The sequence below is a fragment of the Burkholderia sp. Bmkn7 genome (assembly GCF_041103175.1).
GTDB classification, from domain to species: domain Bacteria; phylum Pseudomonadota; class Gammaproteobacteria; order Burkholderiales; family Burkholderiaceae; genus Burkholderia; species Burkholderia cepacia.
In genome coordinates this window covers 17037-36591 of the sequence record NZ_JBGCUH010000002.1, presented here as the reverse complement: position 1 = coordinate 36591, position 19555 = coordinate 17037, and the positions used below count along the sequence as shown (strand labels likewise).

General features: G+C 67.7%; 17 protein-coding genes. 11 read left to right on the top strand and 6 right to left on the bottom strand.

Annotation, left to right across the window (positions count from 1 at the left end):
- The first annotated feature begins 104 nt into the window (after nt 1-104).
- On the top strand, nt 105-731 hold the full coding sequence (locus AB3K92_RS05955) for a LysE family translocator (protein WP_042974904.1): 627 nt from the start codon (nt 105-107) through the stop codon (nt 729-731).
- A 165-nt stretch (nt 732-896) separates the two neighbouring features.
- Here AB3K92_RS05955 and AB3K92_RS05950 read toward each other — a convergent pair whose 3' ends face one another.
- Entirely contained in the window at nt 897-2666 is a 1770-nt protein-coding gene (locus AB3K92_RS05950) for a YadA family autotransporter adhesin (RefSeq protein ID WP_369464658.1), read from the bottom strand.
- Nucleotides 2667-3053: 387 nt separating this feature from the next.
- Nucleotides 3054-3902, bottom strand: a complete 849-nt coding sequence (locus AB3K92_RS05945) for a helix-turn-helix domain-containing protein (RefSeq protein WP_059695363.1) — start codon at nt 3900-3902, stop codon at nt 3054-3056.
- Nucleotides 3903-4096: 194 nt separating this feature from the next.
- Here AB3K92_RS05945 and AB3K92_RS05940 point away from each other — a divergent pair, with 194 nt between their 5' ends.
- Complete coding sequence (locus AB3K92_RS05940; RefSeq protein ID WP_059676093.1) at nt 4097-5059, top strand: DUF2167 domain-containing protein; 963 nt, start codon at nt 4097-4099, stop codon at nt 5057-5059.
- Complete coding sequence (locus tag AB3K92_RS05935; RefSeq protein WP_021159298.1) at nt 5056-5781, top strand: site-2 protease family protein; 726 nt, start codon at nt 5056-5058, stop codon at nt 5779-5781. Before AB3K92_RS05940 ends, AB3K92_RS05935 begins: the two co-directional genes overlap by 4 nt.
- 65 nt (nt 5782-5846) lie before the next feature.
- Here AB3K92_RS05935 and AB3K92_RS05930 read toward each other — a convergent pair whose 3' ends face one another.
- Nucleotides 5847-7226, bottom strand: coding sequence for an MFS transporter (locus tag AB3K92_RS05930; RefSeq protein ID WP_369464656.1), 1380 nt, complete (start codon nt 7224-7226; stop codon nt 5847-5849).
- A gap of 245 nt (nt 7227-7471) precedes the next feature.
- Here AB3K92_RS05930 and AB3K92_RS05925 point away from each other — a divergent pair, with 245 nt between their 5' ends.
- The gene (locus AB3K92_RS05925; RefSeq protein WP_369464655.1) at nt 7472-9049 is read left to right on the top strand and encodes an aldehyde dehydrogenase (NADP(+)); all 1578 of its coding nucleotides are present in this window, start codon (nt 7472-7474) and stop codon (nt 9047-9049) included.
- Nucleotides 9050-9385: 336 nt separating this feature from the next.
- Nucleotides 9386-9937, top strand: a complete 552-nt coding sequence (locus AB3K92_RS05920) for a hypothetical protein (RefSeq protein ID WP_021159300.1) — start codon at nt 9386-9388, stop codon at nt 9935-9937.
- Between the two features lie 183 nt (nt 9938-10120).
- Here AB3K92_RS05920 and kdgD read toward each other — a convergent pair whose 3' ends face one another.
- Nucleotides 10121-11035, bottom strand: coding sequence for a 5-dehydro-4-deoxyglucarate dehydratase (kdgD, locus tag AB3K92_RS05915; protein ID WP_048023382.1), 915 nt, complete (start codon nt 11033-11035; stop codon nt 10121-10123).
- A gap of 228 nt (nt 11036-11263) precedes the next feature.
- Here kdgD and garD point away from each other — a divergent pair, with 228 nt between their 5' ends.
- Nucleotides 11264-12817 carry a galactarate dehydratase gene (garD, locus tag AB3K92_RS05910; protein ID WP_369464654.1) on the top strand — a complete coding sequence of 518 codons (1554 nt, stop codon included), beginning with the start codon at nt 11264-11266 and terminating at the stop codon, nt 12815-12817.
- A 66-nt stretch (nt 12818-12883) separates the two neighbouring features.
- Here the strand turns inward: garD and AB3K92_RS05905 are convergent, their stop codons facing one another.
- Entirely contained in the window at nt 12884-13366 is a 483-nt protein-coding gene (locus AB3K92_RS05905) for an Lrp/AsnC family transcriptional regulator (protein WP_042974910.1), read from the bottom strand.
- A gap of 126 nt (nt 13367-13492) precedes the next feature.
- Between AB3K92_RS05905 and AB3K92_RS05900 the strand changes: the two genes are divergently transcribed.
- The 5 genes from AB3K92_RS05900 to AB3K92_RS05880 all read left to right on the top strand — a co-directional run bounded on the left by AB3K92_RS05900 (nt 13493) and on the right by AB3K92_RS05880 (nt 17872).
- Entirely contained in the window at nt 13493-14644 is a 1152-nt protein-coding gene (locus tag AB3K92_RS05900) for a branched-chain amino acid ABC transporter substrate-binding protein (RefSeq protein WP_042974912.1), read from the top strand.
- The gene (locus AB3K92_RS05895) at nt 14641-16167 is read left to right on the top strand and encodes an aminotransferase class IV (RefSeq protein ID WP_369464653.1); all 1527 of its coding nucleotides are present in this window, start codon (nt 14641-14643) and stop codon (nt 16165-16167) included. Before AB3K92_RS05900 ends, AB3K92_RS05895 begins: the two co-directional genes overlap by 4 nt.
- A 138-nt stretch (nt 16168-16305) precedes the next feature.
- Nucleotides 16306-16707 carry a nuclear transport factor 2 family protein gene (locus tag AB3K92_RS05890; protein WP_048023376.1) on the top strand — a complete coding sequence of 134 codons (402 nt, stop codon included), beginning with the start codon at nt 16306-16308 and terminating at the stop codon, nt 16705-16707.
- Nucleotides 16708-16786: 79 nt separating this feature from the next.
- Nucleotides 16787-17242 carry an RbsD/FucU family protein gene (locus AB3K92_RS05885; protein WP_021159305.1) on the top strand — a complete coding sequence of 152 codons (456 nt, stop codon included), beginning with the start codon at nt 16787-16789 and terminating at the stop codon, nt 17240-17242.
- Between the two features lie 192 nt (nt 17243-17434).
- Nucleotides 17435-17872, top strand: a complete 438-nt coding sequence (locus tag AB3K92_RS05880; RefSeq protein ID WP_021159306.1) for a DoxX family protein — start codon at nt 17435-17437, stop codon at nt 17870-17872.
- Between the two features lie 107 nt (nt 17873-17979).
- Here the strand turns inward: AB3K92_RS05880 and AB3K92_RS05875 are convergent, their stop codons facing one another.
- Nucleotides 17980-19290, bottom strand: a complete 1311-nt coding sequence (locus tag AB3K92_RS05875) for an MFS transporter (RefSeq protein WP_042974914.1) — start codon at nt 19288-19290, stop codon at nt 17980-17982.
- Nucleotides 19291-19555: the final 265 nt, after the last annotated feature.

Here is a 19555-nt window from a genome sequence, read left to right as displayed (position 1 = left end):
CAAAGTAGCTGAATACGCATCCAATCTCCATGGGAAGGCGCCGATAATCCGACGACAGGCCGGGCGATTCCCGTCCGCCGGCAATCCCGTTCAGGAGCTACCCCATGTCGCATCCATCCTGGCTGCCGTTCATCGCAACGTCGCTGCTGATCATCGTCACGCCGGGCCAGGACATGGTGCTCGTGATGTCACGTACGCTGTCCGACGGCACGCGCGCGGGCCTCGTGACCGCGGCGGGCGTCAGCGTCGGGCTGCTCGTGCACACCATGCTCGCGACGCTCGGGCTGGGCGCGCTGCTGCAGGCATCCGAATGGCTGTTCACGGCGCTGAAGGTGGTCGGCGCGTTGTACCTGCTGTATCTCGGCATCACGCTGTTGCGCTCGTCGGGCGAACTGACGCTCGCGAGCGGCGACGGCGCGCAGGCATCGCGGCTGCGTACGTTCGCGCAAGGCGCACTGTCGAACGTGTCGAATCCGAAGGTCGCGCTGTTCTATCTGGCGTTCCTGCCGCAGTTCGTGCCGGCGGGCGCCGCGCATCCGATGCTGTCGCTGTTCGTGCTGGGCGCGACCTTCGCGGGCCTGACGTTTCTCGTCAAGGGGCCGGTTGCTGTGTTCGCCGGCCTGCTGTCCGCATCGATCCGCCGCAACCCGCGGATCCTGACGCGCATGCACCGCGTCAGCGGGGTGGTGCTGCTGGGGCTCGGGGTGAAGCTGGCGCTCGAGCGTCGCTGATGGCGGGGCGCTCGTGCGCGTGTCGTCGCGCGCGGTCGCGCATGGCCGGTCGCGTCGGATAAACGGCGTGCCGCATGTGGCTGCCGTGCCATCGGCGCGGTTGCACCGATGGCACGCCTTCCGGCATCGAGCAGGCGCTTCTCGATGCGTCGCGCGTCGGGCCGATTACCAGCGATAACCGACGCCCGCGCCTGCGCCGATCGAGCCGTGGCCCGACACGGCCGTCGTCACCGAGCCCTTGACCAGCCATTTCGTGGTCGCGACGGAAAGACCGACCGCCATCGCGCTTTGACCGCCGTACGTGCCGCCGCCGAGTGCGACGACCTTTTCGCCGGGCAGAACGGCTTGCGGCATGTTGGCCATCGCGATCGCGCTCGCGGTGCCCGCATCCGAGTCCTTGCGGTACTTCGACATTTCCTCGCGGACGGAGTTGATTGCACCGTTCAACTGGCGCACGTTCACGCCATCCGTCGGCGCCGTGCCGTCGGCCATGTTGGTCAACTGGCGCTCGGCGCCCGGCGCACCGATCGATACCGTGTTGTCGCGCGACGCGACCGAGTTGGCGCCCAAGGCGACCGCATTGTTTGCCGGTGCCTGGCTGTTCGCGCCGATCGCTGTCGAATTGTTGCCGGAGACATTCGAACCGGTTCCGATCGCCGTGCCGTTCGCTGCCGTGACTTTCGAATTCGCGCCGGTTGCGGTGCCGTTCGCTGCCGTGACGGTCGAGTTCGTGCCGGTTGCGGTGCCGTTCGCTGCTGTGACGGTCGCGTTCACGCCGATACCCGTCCCGTTGTCTCCCGACACGTTCGCGCCGTTGCCGAGCGCCGTGCCGTTCGTCGCGCTGACCGAGGTGTTCTTGCCGATCGCGGTGCCCGTGCTGTCCGCGACCGTGCCGCTCGGGACGCTCGACGAAATCTTGCCGACGGTGTTCGTGAGCGCGGCCAGATCCGTCGTCAGCGTGGAGACCTGATTGGCGATCGAGAAGAGCTGCGAACCGTTGACCGCGTCCGTGCTGGTCGCGCTGATCGCGCCGGCCGCGACGTTGACGATCTGGCGCTCGGCGCCCGCGCTGCCCACGCTGACCACGCCGACCGGCGTACCCGCGAAGCCGCTGTAGCCGACGCCGTTCAGCGTTACGCTGCTGACGGTGGTTGCCGCACGCGTGGCCGAGTTCGAGCCCAGCGCCACCGAATTCGCGTCGGCCGCGTTCGCGCCTTCGCCGATGGCGACCGCATTCACCGCGGAGGCCGTCGCGCGGGCGATCGCGACGCTGCCGGTCGCGGATGCCGAACTGTCGACGCCGAGCGCGACCGCATCGCCGGCACCGGCGTTGGCCTGGAAGCCGAGCGCCGTGCCGCCGGCCGCGTTGCTGCCTTTGCCGACCGCCGTCGAGAAGGTTGCGGTGGCGCTGGCGCTCTGGCCGACTGCCGTCGATTGATCCACGGCGAACGCGCCCGAACCGAATGCCGACGCCGTGGCGCCGTTCGCGACCGCGCCCTGGCCCACCGCCGTCGCGTTGAGGCCGGTCGCACCGGCAAACGCGCCAATCGCCGTCGCATGGTCGCCGGTCGCCACGGCATTGCCGCCCAGCGTCGTGGCTTGCGTACCGGTTGCGACGGACTGCCGCCCGATCGCTACGGTTTCGCTGTACGCGCCGGTCGACGAGCCCGAATCGGCGACTGCCGACGGGCCGATTGCGATGTTGTCGCAGCCCCGTGCCGTGGCCGGATACGTACTGGTGCCCGAAATCGCGATGTTGTCCGAGCAGCCTGCGACGGTATCGATCGCATTGCCGTTCTGCACATAGGAAGCCTGCGCCGGTGCGGAAGCCGCGAATGCGACGACCGCTGCGCTGACGGCGATGGCCAGCGCCGCTTTCGACTTCACCGGCGCGTGCTGCACCGGATTCCCCGACCCTCGATGATTCTTGTTCATGTTGTTCCTGGGCTTGATATGAAAATTGTGTTTTGGCTAGCGTGTCCGTCTCACGATTTCCCTGTCGCCTTGGTTCGAGTACGATCCGATTGAAAAGATGTACTAAACAAATTTGACATTTGGCGGAATGAATCCGAGCGGGAAACGGCGCAGGGGCGGCTGCGTCGTTTGACGTGTTCCGGCACGCTGGCGCGTGCCGGATCGGCAGCCTGAGATGCGACGACGCATTCTGATCGGACGCGCGGGCGCCCGGGTTTGCCGTAGCGGTCGATCTTTATGCTTCAGGGGAAATCCGGCTGCGGAGATGCGCACCGGCGGCCGGCATGGCCGTGATGGCGCGGAAGCCGGCGTTCGTGCGCCGGCTTCCGTCACGCTCCGTTGCGCACGTTATTGCGCCGGCAACGCGTCCGCCAGCGCCCGCATTGCTTCCACCGTCTCCGGATTCGCGGGGAAAAACGCCTCGATCGCGAGTTCCGACAGCGTCACGTCGACCGGCGTGCCGAACACCGTCGTCGTGCTGAAGAACGTCAGTTCGCCGGCCGCCGTGCGCAGCCGCAACGGCACGGCGATATCCGCGAAGTCGGTGCGCGCATGCGTGTCGTCGGGCTGGCCGGCCGGTGCCGGATACGCGGCGAGTTCGTCGCGCAGCGTGTGCAGCGCGCGGTCGCCGCTTGCATCGATCTGCCGCTGCAGCCGATGCAGGATGTGCGCGCGCCACTCGTGCCAGTTGACGATCTGCGACGCGAGGCCGTCCGGGTGCAGGCTCAGCCTCAGCACGTTGACGGGCGGTTGCAGCAGCGACGGATCGGCCTGCGCGACCAGCGCGCCGAGCATCCGGTTCGCGGCGAGCAGCGTCCAGTGACGATCCACGGCGAGCGCCGGGTAGGGCTCGTGGCCGCGCAGCACGGCTTCCACCGCATGGCGTGCGGCATCGAGCTGCGGATCCGAAAACGGCCGTTCGCGAAACAGCGGCGCGAAGCCGGCCGCGACGAGCAGCGCATTGCGTTCGCGCAGCGGCACGTCGAGACGCTCCGCGAGATGCAGCACCATCTCGCGGCTCGGCTGCGCGCGGCCCGATTCGACGAAGCTCAGGTGGCGCGCGGAAACGTCCGCGTCGAGCGCGAGCGCCATCTGGCTCAGGCGCCGGCGTTGCCGCCACGTGCGCAGCAGCGGGCCGATGCCGGACGCGCGGCCGGCGGACGGGGAGGGCGAGTGGAGGGCGGCGGTCGGGTTCATGCAGCAGATGATAGGCAATCCCGCGTGCCTTGGGCATTACCTGCGACGTAAGCATCGCGCCTCCCCGGGCGCGTCGCGGGGCTGCGTTACCATAGCCTCCGTGCCAACTGAGAGACGACGCCGGACCCGCGATTGAAAACGCAAGGGCCGACGCCGTGCATATTTACGACAAGGCATTCCAGGGGAATCCAACAATGAAAAAACTTGCCGTCCGGCTCGCCTGCGTGGCGACGCTTGCATTCACCGCGATCAGCGCCCACGCGCAAACCGAAGCCGCGCAGGTGGAAATGAGGGCCGCGGCTGCCGCCGCCAACGACGCGGTCGTGAAGGGCCCGACCGACATCGACGTGAAACACGAAGCCGTGCTGAAGCTGAAAGCCGGCGAATCGTTCGTGCCGGCCGCCGAAGCCGGCCGCTACCTGCGCTCGATGGGCAACTCGATCGACGAAACCCGGCTGGTCGGCCTCGTGCTGCCCGACGATCCCGATGCCGACTGGATCTCGGTCGTATCGTTCGAGCCGAGCGGCTATATCCGCGACGACGACGCGAAGGACTGGAAACCCGACGAACTGCTGAAGAGCCTGCAGGCCGGCACCGAGGAAGACAACCCCGGGCGCAAGGAACGCGGCCTGCCCGAAACCGAGGTGGTCGGCTGGGCGAAGGCGCCCGCGTACGACGCGGCCACGCACCGGCTCGTCTGGTCCGCGATCATCCGCGACAAGGGCGCCGCGCCGAACGCCGAAAATGACGGCGTGAACTACCGGACGCTCGTGCTCGGCCGCGACGGCTACCTGTCGCTGACGATGGCGTCGACGCTCGCCGACCTGCCGAAATACAAGGCGTCGGCCGACGAGCTGCTGTCGAACATCAGCTTCAACGACGGCAAGCGCTACGCCGACTTCAACAAGTCGACCGACCACGTCGCCGAGTATGGCCTCGCGGCGCTGATCGTCGGCGTCGGCGCGAAGAAGCTCGGCCTGCTCGCGCTGATCGGCGCGTTCGCGGTGAAGTTCTTCAAGGTCGGCGCGGTTGCGCTGCTGGCCGGCGGCGCCGCGCTGAAACGCTTCTTCGGGCGCAAGCCGAAGCCGGCCGCGGTGCCGGCCGTCGCCGACGCATCCGGCGTGTCCGATGCATCCGCCACGGAGCGCAAGGAATGACGAAGCTGTTGCTGCTGATCTTCGGCGGCCTCAAGCTCGGCAAGGTGCTCGTGTCCGCGGGCACCATGCTCGCGTCGATCGCGGTCTATGCGCTGTTCTACGGCTGGCGGTTCGCGGCCGGTTTCGTGGCACTGCTGCTGGTGCACGAGGCCGGCCACTACGTGGCCGCGCAGCGGCGCGGGCTTGACGTCGGGCTGCCGACCTTCATCCCGTTCGTCGGCGCGTGGATCCAGCTGAAGGAGATGCCGCACGACGCGGAAACCGAGGCGTACGTCGGGCTTGCCGGGCCGTTCGTCGGCACGCTCGGTGCGCTGGCCTGCTACGCGGCCGCGCGCCACTACGACAGCAACCTGCTGCTTGCGCTGTCGTACACGGGCTTCTTCTTGAACCTGTTCAATATGATTCCGCTGTCGCCGTTCGACGGCGGGCGGATCACCGCGGTGCTGTCGCCGCGCATCTGGTTCGCGGGCGTGCCGGTGCTGATCGCGCTGTTCGTGTACCGCCCGAGCCCGCTGCTGATCGTGATGGCGATCCTCGCGCTGCCGCAGCTCAAGCGCGCATGGCGCTACGATCCCGACGCGCCGGAGAATCGCGTGTACTACGCGACGTCGATCGAGACGAAGACGACGTACGCGCTCTGCTACGTCGGCCTGCTCGCGTTCCTCGCGCTGATGACGTCCGGCGTGCACGACATGCTGCGCGTCGCGCATTCCGCGGCCTGACGCAAAAACGGCGGTCGCTGTAACGCGGCCGCCGTCGTTTCCCGTTTCCTTCTTTTCGCCGAATCTCACGCGTCGCGATGCCGCAGCTCGACGCGCCGGATGTCCTTCACGATCACGAGATAGCTGAACACCGTGACGAGCGCGTTCAGCCCGACGAACACGAGTGCGCCGTTGAACGAGCCGCTCGCGCCGACGAGATAGCCGATCGCGATCGGCGCGACGATGCCGGCCGTGTTGCCGAACATGTTGAACAGGCTGCCCGACAGGCCGATCGCTTCCTTCGGCGCGGTATCCGCGACGACGGCCCAGCCGAGCGAGCCGATGCCCTTGCCGAAGAACGACACGGCCATCAGCACGATCACGAGCGCTTCGCTGTCGACGTAGTTGCAGCCGATGATGACCATCGACAGCGCCATTCCGCCGACGATCGGGATCTTGCGCGCGAGCGTGAGCGACACGCCGCGGCGGATCAGCCCGTCGGACAGCATCCCGCCGAGCACCCCGCCGAGGAACCCGCAGATCGCGGGCAGCGACGTCATGAAGCCGGCCTTCAGCAGCGACATCCCGCGTGCCTGCACGAGGTAGATCGGGAACCACGTGAGGAAGAAATAGGTGAGCACGTTCACGCAGTACTGGCCGAGATACACGCCGATCAGCATCCGGTTCGACAGCAGCTGGCGCACGTAATACCAGCCCGCCACGCGGCGGCCTTCCGAGCGCAGGCCGCCGGTGCCGCGCACGGTCGTGCGCACGAGGCCGCCCCCCTGCTCGATATGCTCGAGTTCCGCGCGGTTCACGGCCGGATGGTCGGCCGGATCCTTCACGACCCGCAGCCACAGGAACGCGAGCGCGATGCCCGCGAGGCCGAGCCACAGATACACCTGGTGCCAGCCGTACGCATGCGTGAGCCACGCCATCAGCGGCGAGAACACCACGGCGGCGAAGTATTGCGCGGCGTTGAAGATCGCGGACGCCGTGCCGCGCTCGGCGGTCGGGAACCAGCTCGCGACGACTTTCGCGTTCGCGGGAAAGGCGGGTGCCTCGGCGATGCCGACCGCGAAGCGCATCGCGAACAGCGCGGCCACCGCGAACGCGGCGCTGCCGCCGAGCCCGATCGCGCCCTGCAGCAGTGTGAACGCCGACCACAGGAAGATGCTGGCCGCATACACGCGGCGCGCGCCGAAGCGGTCGAGCAGCCAGCCGCTCGGTAGTTGCGCGAGCACGTAGGCCCAGCTGAACGCCGAGAAGATGTAGCCCATCGTCACCGGGTCGATGCCGAACGCCTTGCGGATCGGCGTGCCGGTGATCGACAGCGTCGCGCGATCCGCATAGTTGAGCGTCGTGACGACGAACAGCATCGCCAGGATCCAGTAGCGCACGGCGGTCCGGCGCGCGGTGCGCGCGAGGTCGAGCGGAAGATCGCGAGGGGTGGTCTGATTAGGCACTTTAATGTACGTCGTCGTATGACATGGTGCGGAGTTTATGTGGGTTGGTCGACCCCGGAAACCTCGGGTTTTCCCGTTGGGTACAACGCGAAACGCCCACAATTTGGGCATGAAACGAATCAATAAGGGATTCGCACATTGTGTGGCAAGATCGACGACCCACGTGAATCGCAAAATCATGTCGGCAGACATCGTATCTGTTGGGCTACAATGAGCCCATCATTCCCGAACCACGGAGCACACCCATGCAACTGACAGGAGAGATGCTGATCGGCGCCGAAGCGGTCGCCGGTTCGGCCGGTACCTTGCGCGCGTTCGACCCGTCGAAGGGCGCGCCGATCGACGCGCCGGCGTTCGGCGTCGCGGCGGCGGCCGACATCGAGCGTGCATGCGAACTCGCGCGCGACGCGTTCGACGCGTACCGCGCACAGCCGCTCGCGGCCCGCGCGGCATTTCTCGACGCGATCGCGGATGAAATCGTCGCGCTCGGCGACGCGCTGATCGAGCGCGCGCACGCTGAAACGGGCCTGCCCGTCGCGCGGCTGCAGGGCGAGCGCGGCCGCACCGTCGGCCAGCTCCGGTTGTTCGCGCGTGTCGTGCGCGACGGTCGTTTCCTCGCCGCGTCGATCGATCCCGCGCAGCCAGCCCGCACGCCGCTGCCGCGCTCGGACCTGCGGCTGCAGAAAGTCGGGCTCGGGCCCGTCGTCGTGTTCGGTGCGAGCAATTTCCCGCTCGCGTTCTCGGTGGCCGGCGGCGATACGGCGTCGGCGCTCGCGGCCGGCTGCCCGGTGATCGTGAAGGCGCATGAGGCGCACCTCGGCACGTCCGAACTGGTCGGCCGCGCGATTCGCGCCGCCGTCGCGAAAACCGGGATGCCGGCCGGTGTGTTCTCGCTGCTGATCGGCCCCGGCCGCGTGATCGGCGCGGCGCTCGTCGGCCATCCGGCGGTCCAGGCCGTCGGCTTCACGGGGTCGCGACAGGGCGGCATGGCGCTCGTGCAGATCGCGAATGCCCGCCCGCAGCCGATTCCCGTCTACGCGGAAATGAGCAGCATCAACCCCGTCGTGCTGTTCCCGGCGGCGCTCGCCGCGCGCGGCGACGCGATCGCGACGAGCTTCGTCGATTCGCTGACGCTCGGCGTCGGCCAGTTCTGTACCAATCCGGGCCTCGTGCTCGCGATCGACGGCCCCGATCTCGACCGCTTCGAAGCCGTCGCCGCACAGGCGCTTGCGAAGAAGCCGGCCGGCGTGATGCTCACGCCCGGGATCGCCGATGCGTATCGCCATGGCCGCGGCAAGCTGGCCGAACTGCCGGGCGTGCGCGAAATCGGCGCGGGCGAGGCCGCGCAGACCGACTGCCAGGCCGGCGGCGCGTTGTACGAAGTCGGCGCGCAGGCGTTCCTGGCCGAGCCGGCGTTCAGCCACGAAGTGTTCGGGCCGGCGTCGCTGATCGTGCGCTGCCGCGATCTCGACGAAGTCGCGCGCGTGCTCGACGCGCTCGAGGGCCAGCTCACGGCCACGCTGCAGATGGACGCCGACGACAAGCCGCTGGCCCGCCGGCTGCTGCCGATCCTCGAACGCAAGGCCGGGCGCCTGCTCGTGAACGGTTACCCGACCGGCGTCGAGGTGTGTGACGCGATGGTGCACGGCGGCCCGTTCCCCGCGACGTCGAACCCGTCCGTCACGTCGGTCGGCGCGACGGCGATCGAGCGTTTCCTGCGCCCGGTGTGCTACCAGGATTTCCCGGACGATCTGCTGCCCGAGGGGTTGCAGGAGAAGAATCCGCTCGCGATTCCGCGGCTGCGGGACGGGAAGGCGGAGTGACGGGCGGCGACGATTGAGCGTGTGATTTCCGGCGGCCGGTGCGTCGGGGTCGGTGCCGGCACGCGGAAACCAAAAGGCGGATGTGGCCGGTGGGCCGCTTCCGCCTTTTTTGCATGACGGGTGTCGGTGCAGACGGGTTTGTTCGAAGTGTCGACAAGAATCATGTCGGGGCAGCATGGGGGGCGGCGGTCGGAGCAGCGGCCTCGGGGTACGTGACTGCCGTGGATCTTGCCGTCTTCCCCGTCCCCCGGTTTTCTCCTACAGTAGCGAAGCCTCGGGCCAGCAGGCCCGCAGGCAAGCCTGAGAGACCGACAAAAGACAACGAGGGAACCCCCGATGAACATCAACAAGCGTGGCGATCACCTGTTCGCGGCCGGATTGTGGAAAGCGATCGGCGACGTCGCGAAGTCCGTGCGCACCCAGGTCGGCCAGTACAGCGAAGGGCGCGTGCTCGCGAATGCGCTGCTCGAATTCCAGCGCGACCTGGGCGGCAGCGAATTCGACGTGACGATCAACCAGGGGCGCGTCGTCACGGGCGCCGACGCGCATTCGCTCGTGTTCGGGCAAGCCGTGCGCCGTTTCCGGCAGGACATGGAAGCACTGGTGTTCGCGCTCCAGTACCGGCGCGGCATCGACGAACGCGACCCGGGCCTGCGTACTGAAGCACTGCTGCAGGCGAACAGCCAGCTCGCGACCGCGAAGCAGTCGGCGACGATCACGGTCGGCCGGTTCTTCGATGCGGTCGTCGACCGCGACGTGCTCGGGCAGATCCTCGACGGCGAATCGAATGCGCGCGCGCGGGCGGGCACGCAGGGGCAGATCGAGGCGACGCGGGTCAGGCTCGCGAACGTGCGCCACCGGATCGTCGGAATCATCGCGCAGATGTGACGCGGCCGGACGGCCTGCGGGGTGGCGTCACGCGAAGCGCCGCGCCGGAGGCGGCACCCGTCGCATCGCGGCGGATGCGTGCGGGGTTGCTGCTGCGAACGGTCGCGATACCGTCGAACCGGCACGCGACGCGACAACCGGCTTGCGCGGTGCCGATCAACGCACCGCGCAGGCCGCCCCCGCTTACTGCGGGCCCATCTTCTTGATCAGCACGTCGAGTTCGGCCGCTTCGGCCTCGGTGAGGTCGACGAGCGGCGCCCGCACGGGGCCCGCGTCGTGGCCGACGAGCTTCGCGCCCGCCTTCACGATGCTGACCGCATAACCCGCGCGGCGGTTGCGGATCTTCAGGTACGGCAGGAAGAACGTGTCGATCAGGCGGCCGACCGTTGCGTGGTCGTCCTTCGCGATCGCTTCGTAGAACTCCATCGCCGTCTTCGGGATGAAGTTGAACACGGCCGACGAATACACCGGCACGCCGAGCGCCTTGTACGCGGCGGCATAGACTTCGGCCGTCGGCAGGCCGCCGAGATACGCGAAGCGGTCGCCGAGGCGGCGGCGGATCGTCACCATGCTTTCGATTTCGCCGACGCCGTCCTTGAAGCCGATCAGGTTCGGGCAACGATCGGCGAGGCGCTCGAGCATGTCGGCGTTCAGCTTCGAGTTCGCGCGGTTGTACACCACGACGCCGATCTTCAGGGCGCGGCACACCTGCTCGACGTGCTCGGCGATCCCTTCCTGGCTGGCCTCGGTCAGGTAATGCGGCATCAGCAGCACGCCGCTCGCGCCGAGGCGCTCGGCCTCCTGCGCATATTCGATCGCGACGCGCGTCGCGCCGCCCGCGCCGGCGAGGATCGGCACCTTGCCCTTGCAGGTTTCCGTCGCGACGCGGATCACGTCCGAATACTCGCGCTGCGTGAGCGAGAAGAATTCACCGGTGCCGCCGGCCGCGAACAGCGCGCTCGCACCGTACGGCGCGAGCCATTCCAGGCGCTCGGCATAGGTGGACGGGCGGAAGCTGCCGTCGGCGTCGAAGTCCGTCAGCGGAAAGGACAGCAGGCCGTGGGAGATGATCTGTTTGAGTTCTTGCGGTGAAGTCATGGTCGGGTCGTCCGTCTAGCGCGAGTGCTGGTTCGTCGGGAACGGCATACGAGCCAAATTGGCGATGTCGTTGTATGTCATCGTACAACGAGGGAAAGGACCACGCAAGCGATTTGCTGGCGGGTAAATGATAGGGTCTTTACGGATAAGGGTTTACGCAGCATCGCCGGCCAGAGTCGAATGTCGTATGATGACTAACAATATGGCCGACAGCCTCCAGGAATTCCGATGACTACTTCCCCGCTCTACATCCGCGTGCATCCGGACGACAACGTCGCGATCGTCGTCAACGACGGCGGCCTGCCCGAGGGCGCGACGTTCGCCGACGGGCTGACGCTGCGCGAAGGCGTGCCGCAGGGGCACAAGGTCGCGCTGGTCGATCTCGCGGCCGGCGACCCTATCGTCCGCTACAACGTGGTGATCGGTTATGCGCTGGCCGAGCTGCGACGCGGCAGTTGGGTCAACGAGCGCACGATGCGCATGCCCGAGCCGCCGGGGCTGGACAACCTGCCGCTCGCGACGCGTGCCGCGCCGCCGCTGCCGCCGCTCGAAGGCTATACGTTCGAGGGCTTCCGCAATGCAGACGGCTCGGTCGGCACGCGCAACATCCTCGCGATCACGACGACCGTGCAGTGCGTGTCGGGCGTCGTCGAGCATGCGGTGCGGCGGATCAAGGCCGAGCTGCTGCCGCGCTACCCGAACGTCGACGACGTGGTCGGGCTCGAGCACACCTACGGTTGCGGCGTCGCGATCGACGCGCCCGACGCCGATATCCCGATCCGCACGCTGCGCAACATCAGCCTGAATCCGAACTTCGGCGGCGAGGTGATGACCGTGAGCCTCGGCTGCGAGAAGCTTCAACCCGAGCGCCTGCTGCCGCCCGGCGCGATTCCGGTGGCGGCCGACGGCACCGGCGACAACGGCGGTGTCGTGTGCCTGCAGGACGCCGCGCACGTCGGCTTCAACTCGATGATCGACTCGATCATGACGATGGCCGAATCGCATCTCGAGCGGCTGAACCGCCGCCGCCGCGAGACGTGCCCCGCGTCGGATCTCGTCGTCGGCGTGCAATGCGGCGGCAGCGATGCGTTCTCGGGGCTCACCGCGAATCCGGCCGTCGGCTTCGCGGCCGACCTGCTGGTGCGCGCGGGCGCGACGATCATGTTCTCCGAGGTGACGGAAGTGCGTGACGGTGTCGCGCAGCTCACGTCGCGTGCGGCGAACGAGGACGTTGCGCGCGAGATCATTCGCGAGATGGACTGGTACGACCGTTACCTGCAGCGCGGCCGCGTCGACCGCAGCGCGAACACGACGCCCGGCAACAAGAAGGGCGGCCTGTCGAACATCGTCGAGAAGGCGATGGGCTCGATCGTGAAGTCGGGCAGCGCGCCGATTGCCGGTGTCGTGCGTCCCGGCGATCGCGCGAAGCAGAAGGGGCTGCTTTATGCGGCGACGCCCGCGAGCGACTTCATCTGCGGCACGCTGCAGCTCGCGGCAGGGATGAACCTGCACATTTTCACGACGGGCCGCGGCACGCCGTACGGCCTCGCACAGGTGCCGGTGATCAAGGTCGCGACGCGCAGCGATCTCGCGCGCCGCTGGCACGACCTGATGGATCTCGACGCGGGGCGGATTGCGACCGGCGCGGCGACGATCGAGGACACCGGCTGGGAACTGTTCCGGCTGATGCTCGACGTCGCGAGCGGCAAGCGTCGCACGTGGGCCGAGCAGTGGAAGCTCGCGAATGCGCTGACGCTGTTCAATCCGGCGCCGGTGACCTGACGCGCGCGGCCGATGCCGCCGGACGATGCGGGCGCCCGACGGCGCCCGTTTTCATTGCGGCGATCGTTATGCGATGTCGATCGGCAGCGACAGCCCGACCTTGACGCGCGACATCACGACCATCGTTTCGAAGTGGCGAATGTTGTGGTGCTGCCGGAATACGCGCGTGGAAAACTCCTCGTAGTGGTCGATGTCGCGCATCGCGATCATCAGCACGAAATCGGCGCGCCCCGTCACCACATAACACTGCATGACTTCCGGCAGCGACTTCAGGAACCGCTTGAATTCGTCGAGCAGGTCGACCCGTTCGCGCTCGACCTGCACGAGGACGAGCATCGTCAACGGGAGGCCGACCTTGGTCGGATCGACGACGGAAACGTCCTGCTGGATATAGCGCTCGTCGCGCAGCCGCTTCACGCGGCGCAGGCATGCGGGCGGGCTCAGGCCGATCTCGGCGGCGAGCGCCTGGTTGGTGATCTGGTTGTCGTGCTGGAGGCGGGCGAGGATCCGCAGGTCGAAGTCGTCGAGCGGTGTGGCGGCGGAATTCATCGGATTTCCTTCGGAGAGAAAAAACGAAACAAACTCGCGAATGATGCCGCCCGATGTTTATCGGATTTCGCGACGGCTGCCGATAATCGTAGCACCCGTCAACGATGAAGCCGCGAGGAAAACATCATGCGTTTCCGACATCTGCTGCTGGCACCGCTCGTGCTGCTGGCGCCACTTGTGTCGCTTGTACCGGCCGTTCCCGCGTTCGGCGCGGATACGGTCGTCGTGGGTTTTGCCGGCGCGCTCACGGGTGCGCAGGCGCATTTCGGCGAGGACAGCGCGCGCGGCATTCGGCTCGCGATCGACGAAATCAACGCGGCGCATCCAAACGTCGCCGGGCATCCGGTCACGTTCGCGCTCGACGCGCAAGACGACCAGGCCGACCCGAAGGTCGCGACGACGGTCGCGCAGCGCTTCGTCGATACGCACGTCAGCGCCGTGATCGGCCACCAGAATTCGGGGACGTCGATCGCCGTCGCGCGGCTCTACGCGACGGCGAACATCGCGGAGCTGACGCCGTCGGCCACCAACCCGGCGTTCACGCGTCTCGGCTATCGCACCACGTTCCGGATGCTCGCGAACGACGACTTCCTCGGGCAGGCGGTCGCCCGCTATGCGGTCGAGCAGTTGCACGCGCGCCGCATCGGTGTCGTCGACGATCGCACGGCCTACGGGCAGGGCATCGCGGACGTGTTCGCCGGCGGGCTCGGGAACACGGGCGCCGCCGTGGTCGCACGCGAATACACGACCGACAAGGCGTTCGACTTCGGCGCGCCGCTGACGCTGATCAAGGGCCGTGCGCCCGACGCGATCTTCTTCGGCGGCATGGACACGCAGGGCGGGCCGATGCTCAAGCAGATGAAGAAGCTGCGGATCGCCGTGCCGCTGCTGGGTGGCGACGGTCTGTGCACGCACGAGATCCTGAAGCTGGCCGGCGATGCGCTCGACGGCAACCTCGTGTGCGCAGACGGCGGCCGAAGCCTCGCGAAGATGCCGGGCGGCCCCGCGTTCGCGGCGCGCTTCACGCGGAAGTACGGCGCCCCCGTGCAGCTCTACGCACCGTACGCCTACGACGCGATGATGGCCGTGTACCACGCGGTGATGCTCGCGCAGTCCGCCGATCCGGCGAAGATCGTCGACGCGCTGCATCGCGTCGACTTCCAGGGCGTGACCGGCCGGATCGCGTTCGACGCGAACGGCGAGTTGCGCAATCCGGCGGCAACGATTTCGACGTTCAAGGGAGGCAACAAGGTGACTTTGTCGGAGGTAGTGAAATGAATACGCGGATTCTTCCGGTGGGCACCGCATCGCTGCGCGACGTCGCGCGGCCGGTCGGCGACGTAACCGATCCCGCCGTGCGCGAAGCCGCCGGCGCACTGCGCGCCGCGCTGCGCGCGTTTCGCGACGAACACGGTTTCGGCCGCGCGGTCGCCGCGCCGCAGATCGGCGTCGGGCAACGGATGATCGCGCTCGCGCTGGACGGCTGGCCCGACGTGATCGTGAACCCCGAAATCGTGTGGCACAGCGACGCGCGGATGACGCTGTGGGACGACTGCATGTGCTTTCCGGACCTGTTCGTGCGTGTCGAGCGCCACGCGTCGGTGAGCGTGCAGTACACGACGCTCGACGGCGAGCTGCATCGGCGCGACGCGCTGTCGCCCGATGTGTCGGAGCTGATGCAGCACGAGATCGACCATCTCGACGGCAAGCTGTCGTTCGATCGCGCGGCGGGGCCGAATGCGGTCGTGCATCGCAGCGTGTTCGACGCCGATCGCGCGTCGTTTGTCGCGCAGGTCGACTACGCGCCGTACGCGCCCGACGTGAAACGTTCGGCGCCGGAGAGCATTCAGTCCGGCGAAGCATCCGCGTATCCGCCGGGCGCCGCGTACATGAACGGCCGCTTCGTTCCGATCGCCGACGCGCGCGTGTCGGTGCTCGACTGGGGTTTCCTGCACTCCGACGTCACGTACGACACCGTGCACGTGTGGAACGGCCGCTTCTTCCGCCTCGACCGGCACATCGCGCGGTTCAGGCGCTCGCTGGCGCGGCTGCGGCTGGACGTACCGTTGAGCGACGACGCGCTGCGCGACATCCTCGTCGAATGCGTGCGCCGCTCGGGCCTGCGCAACGCGTACGTCGAAATGCTGTGCACGCGCGGCGTATCGCCCACCTTCAGCCGCGACCCGCGCGACGCGGTGAACCAGTTCATCGCGTTCGCGGTGCCGTACGGCTCGGTCGCGAACGAGCGGCAGTTGCGCGAGGGCCTGCACCTGCATCTGGTCGACGACGTGCGGCGGATTCCGCCCGAATCGGTCGATCCGCAGATCAAGAACTACCACTGGCTCGACCTCGTCGCCGGGCTGCTGAAGGGGTATGACGCGGGTGCGGAGTCGGTCGTGCTGAAGTGCACGGACGGCAGCATCGCCGAAGGGCCCGGGTTCAACGTCTTCATCGTGCGCGACGGCCGGCTTCGGACGCCCGAGCGCGGCGTGCTGCACGGCATCACGCGGCAGACCGTGTTCGAGCTGGCGGCGTCGATGGGCATCGACGCGCAGGCTGGCCGTGTCGACGATGCACAACTGCGCGAAGCGGACGAGGTGTTCATCACGTCGACGGCCGGCGGGATCATGCCCGTCACGCGGCTGAACGGCGCACCGATCGGCGACGGCCGGCCGGGCCCGATGACGCGCCGGCTGTTCGACGCGTACTGGGCGAAGCACGAGGATCCGGCGTGGAGCCTGGCGGTCGACTACGCGGCCAACTGCGCGGCCAACTGCGCAGCCAACTCCGCGGCCGGCTGATCGCGGCGGCGCGGGCGCGATTTCCTTACCTCGCACGTAATCGACCGCCCGCGCGAGGCAGGCGACGATGACGGCACGCGAATACGAAACACGCAACGTTCGCGACCTCGTCCCCTCATCGACACAAGGAGCCTCGCCATGAGCACCGCCCAATCCGCCTCGTCCGCCTCGTCCATTCACGCCGACCTGATCGACCGCTACTTCGACGCATGGAACGAACCCGACGTCGCGCGCCGCCGCGCGCTGATCGATGCGACCTATGCGAGCGACGCGGCCTATCGCGATCCGCTGATGGCTGGCGACGGCCACGCAGGCATCGACGCGATGATCGCGGCCGTGCAGGCACGCTTCCCCGCGTTCCGCTTTCGCCGCACGACCGACGTCGACGCGTTCGGCCAGCACCTGCGGTTCTCGTGGGCGCTCGTGTCGCCCGACGGCGCGGCGATCGTGAAGGGTTCGGACTTCGGCACGGTCGACGCGTCGGGCCGCCTCGCGACGGTCACCGGTTTCATCGACGAGATGCCGGCCGCGGCGTCGTGACGTGAGCGATGCATGCGCAACGGCCGCCGGGATCGGGTAACGTTATGCGATTCGTTCCTGATCCTGGAGACTAGCCGACATGCTGAAGAATCTCGACCCGCTGCTGCACGCCGACATCCTGCACACGCTGCGTGCGATGGGGCACGGTGATGAAATCGCGATCTGCGATGCGAATTTCCCGGCGGAATCCGTCGCGGAGCACACGGTGGTCGGCCGCGCGTTGCGCATCGACGGCGCCGATTCGGCGCGCGTCGTGCGCGCGGTGCTGTCCGTGCTGCCGCTCGACACGTTCGTCGACACACCCGCATGGCGGATGGAAGTCGTCGGCGACGCAGCCGCGGTGCCGCCCGTGCAGCGCGAAGTGCAGGCCGAGATCGACCGCGCGGAAGGGCGCGCGGTGCCGCTCGCGGGTATCGACCGTTTCGCGTTCTACGAGCGCGCACAGCAGGCCTACGCGGTGATCGTCACCGGCGAGTTGCGCGGCTATGGCTGCTTCATCTTCAAGAAAGGGGTGTTGTTGAGCGACGCGGGCTAAACGCGTTTTTCAGTGCGTCGAGCCGCCGGCGCGGCCGCCGCAGTGTAAAGATTTGCTACAACCTTTTTCTTGGACACGGCGAAAAGACCCTCTATGCTGGCCCATTTGCCGCGCCCCCTTCCGGGCCGCGCGGCGTCGAACCGCCCGGGCGCGCCCGGGGCAAGCGGCCGAATTGCATACGAGGAGAGAGGCATGACGCGTACCGTCGATTCCGGCGTCATTTTTTTCGCACGCCTGGCGCTGGCGGCGTTGTTCTTGTGGGGCGGCATCATGAAGCTGCTCGGCTACAGCGATTTCATCGCGTATCTGCACGGGATGAACGTGCCCTATCAACAGGTCGTCGCGCCGATCGTCGTCGCGATCGAGGGGCTGGGCGGTCTGCTGCTGATCGTCGGCTACAAGGTACGGCCGCTCGCGTTGCTGATGGCGGTCTACACGATCGCGACCGCGATGGTCGGGCACAATTTCTGGGACGCGACGAGCGCCGCCGTCCAGCACGACATGGTGATTCACTTCTGGAAGAACGTCGCGATCGCCGGCGGGTTCCTGCTGCTGTTCGTCACCGGCGCCGGCGGCGCGAGCATCGACGCGCTGCGCCGGCCGAGTTCGTCGTACGGCGTGCTGCGTTGAACCGGACTGACTCGCGCCGCCAGACCGAGTCATAACAAAAGGGCCGAATCCCGCACGCCGCGGGATTCGGCCCTTCGTTCATCTGGCCGGCGCGTGCGCGCCGACGTTCAGCGTGCGTCCTTCACGTCCTTCGCATCCTTCGAGAACTGCACGGCGATCGCGCCGAGCACGCAGATCGCCGCGACGTACACGACCGGCGCGAGCGGATTCGATTTCATCATCAGCGACACGATCACCGGCGTGAGGCCGCCGAAGATCGCATACGCGACGTTGTACGAGAACGAGATGCCCGAGAAGCGCACGACGGCCGGGAAGCTCTTGACCATCACGAACGGCACCGCGCCGATCGTGCCGACCATGAAGCCCGCTATCCCGTAGTAGAGCGGCAGCGTCGACGCATCGGCCGCGACCTGCACGAACAGCAGGTAGTAGCACGCGGCCAGCCCGAGGCCGCCGATGCCGAGCACGCGCTTCGCGCCGATCCAGCCCGCGAGCGAACCGGCGGTGATGCAGCCGGCCGTCAGGCACAGCGTCGCGACGCTGTTCGCGAACAGTGTCGTCGCGGGCGTCAGGTGGAACTGCTTCTGCAGCAGCGCGGGCGTCATCAGGATCACGACGACGATCGCGGCCGACAGCATCCACGTGAGCAGCATCGACACGATCACCGCGCGGCCGTGGTCGCGCAGCACGGCCTTCAGCGGAATCTCGGCCGCGAGCGCCTTCTTCGCCTTCATCTCGGCGAACACCGGCGTTTCATGCAGCCAGCGGCGCAGGTACACGGAGAACAGGCCGAACACGCCGCCGAGCAGGAACGGGATGCGCCATGCGAACGCACCGACTTCGGCGGTCGAGTAACGGCTGTTGATACCGGCGGCGACGAGCGAGCCGAGCAGGATGCCGGCCGTCAGGCCCGCGGTCAGCGTGCCGCATGCATAGCCGATATGACGCGACGGCACGTGCTCGGACACGAACACCCACGCGCCCGGCACCTCGCCGCCGACCGCCGCGCCCTGCAGCACGCGGAACAGCAGCAGCAATACCGGCGCGAGGATGCCGATCGTGTCGTAGGTCGGCAGCAGGCCCATCAGCAGCGTCGGCACGGACATCATCAGCACGCTCAGCGTGAACATCCGCTTGCGGCCGAACAGGTCGCCGAAGTGCGCCATGATCACGCCGCCGAGCGGGCGCGCGAGATAGCCGGCCGCGAAGATGCCGAACGTCTGCAACTGGCGCAGCCAGTCGGGAATGTCGTGCGGGAAGAACAGTTGCCCAATCGCCGGCGCGAAGAACACGAAGATGATGAAGTCGTAGAACTCGAGGGCGCCGCCGAGTGCGGCAAGGCCAAGGGTCTTGTAGTCGCTGCGCGTGAGCGCGCGTTCGGCGGCGCGAGGCACGCCGCTCAATTCGGAAGCTTGCATGGTCAGGACGATCGGTTTTCGAATGTTGTTGTCGGTGCTGCGTCTCCAGGGCCCGCTATCGGCATGGACTGACAAGGCGCGGCTTGCATCGTCGAAGCGTGTCGTGTGCCGGGTGAGGCGCGCAACACGCGCCGCCGCACCGGGATGGGGCACGGCAGGGACGAAGCGTCAAAGCGGGTGGGAGGATTCTACAGGAGCGCGAAATGCGCGCGCGGGTGTGCGACGGGGAATGCTTTGGAGCGCGCGGCCGGGGCCGGGGCAAAAG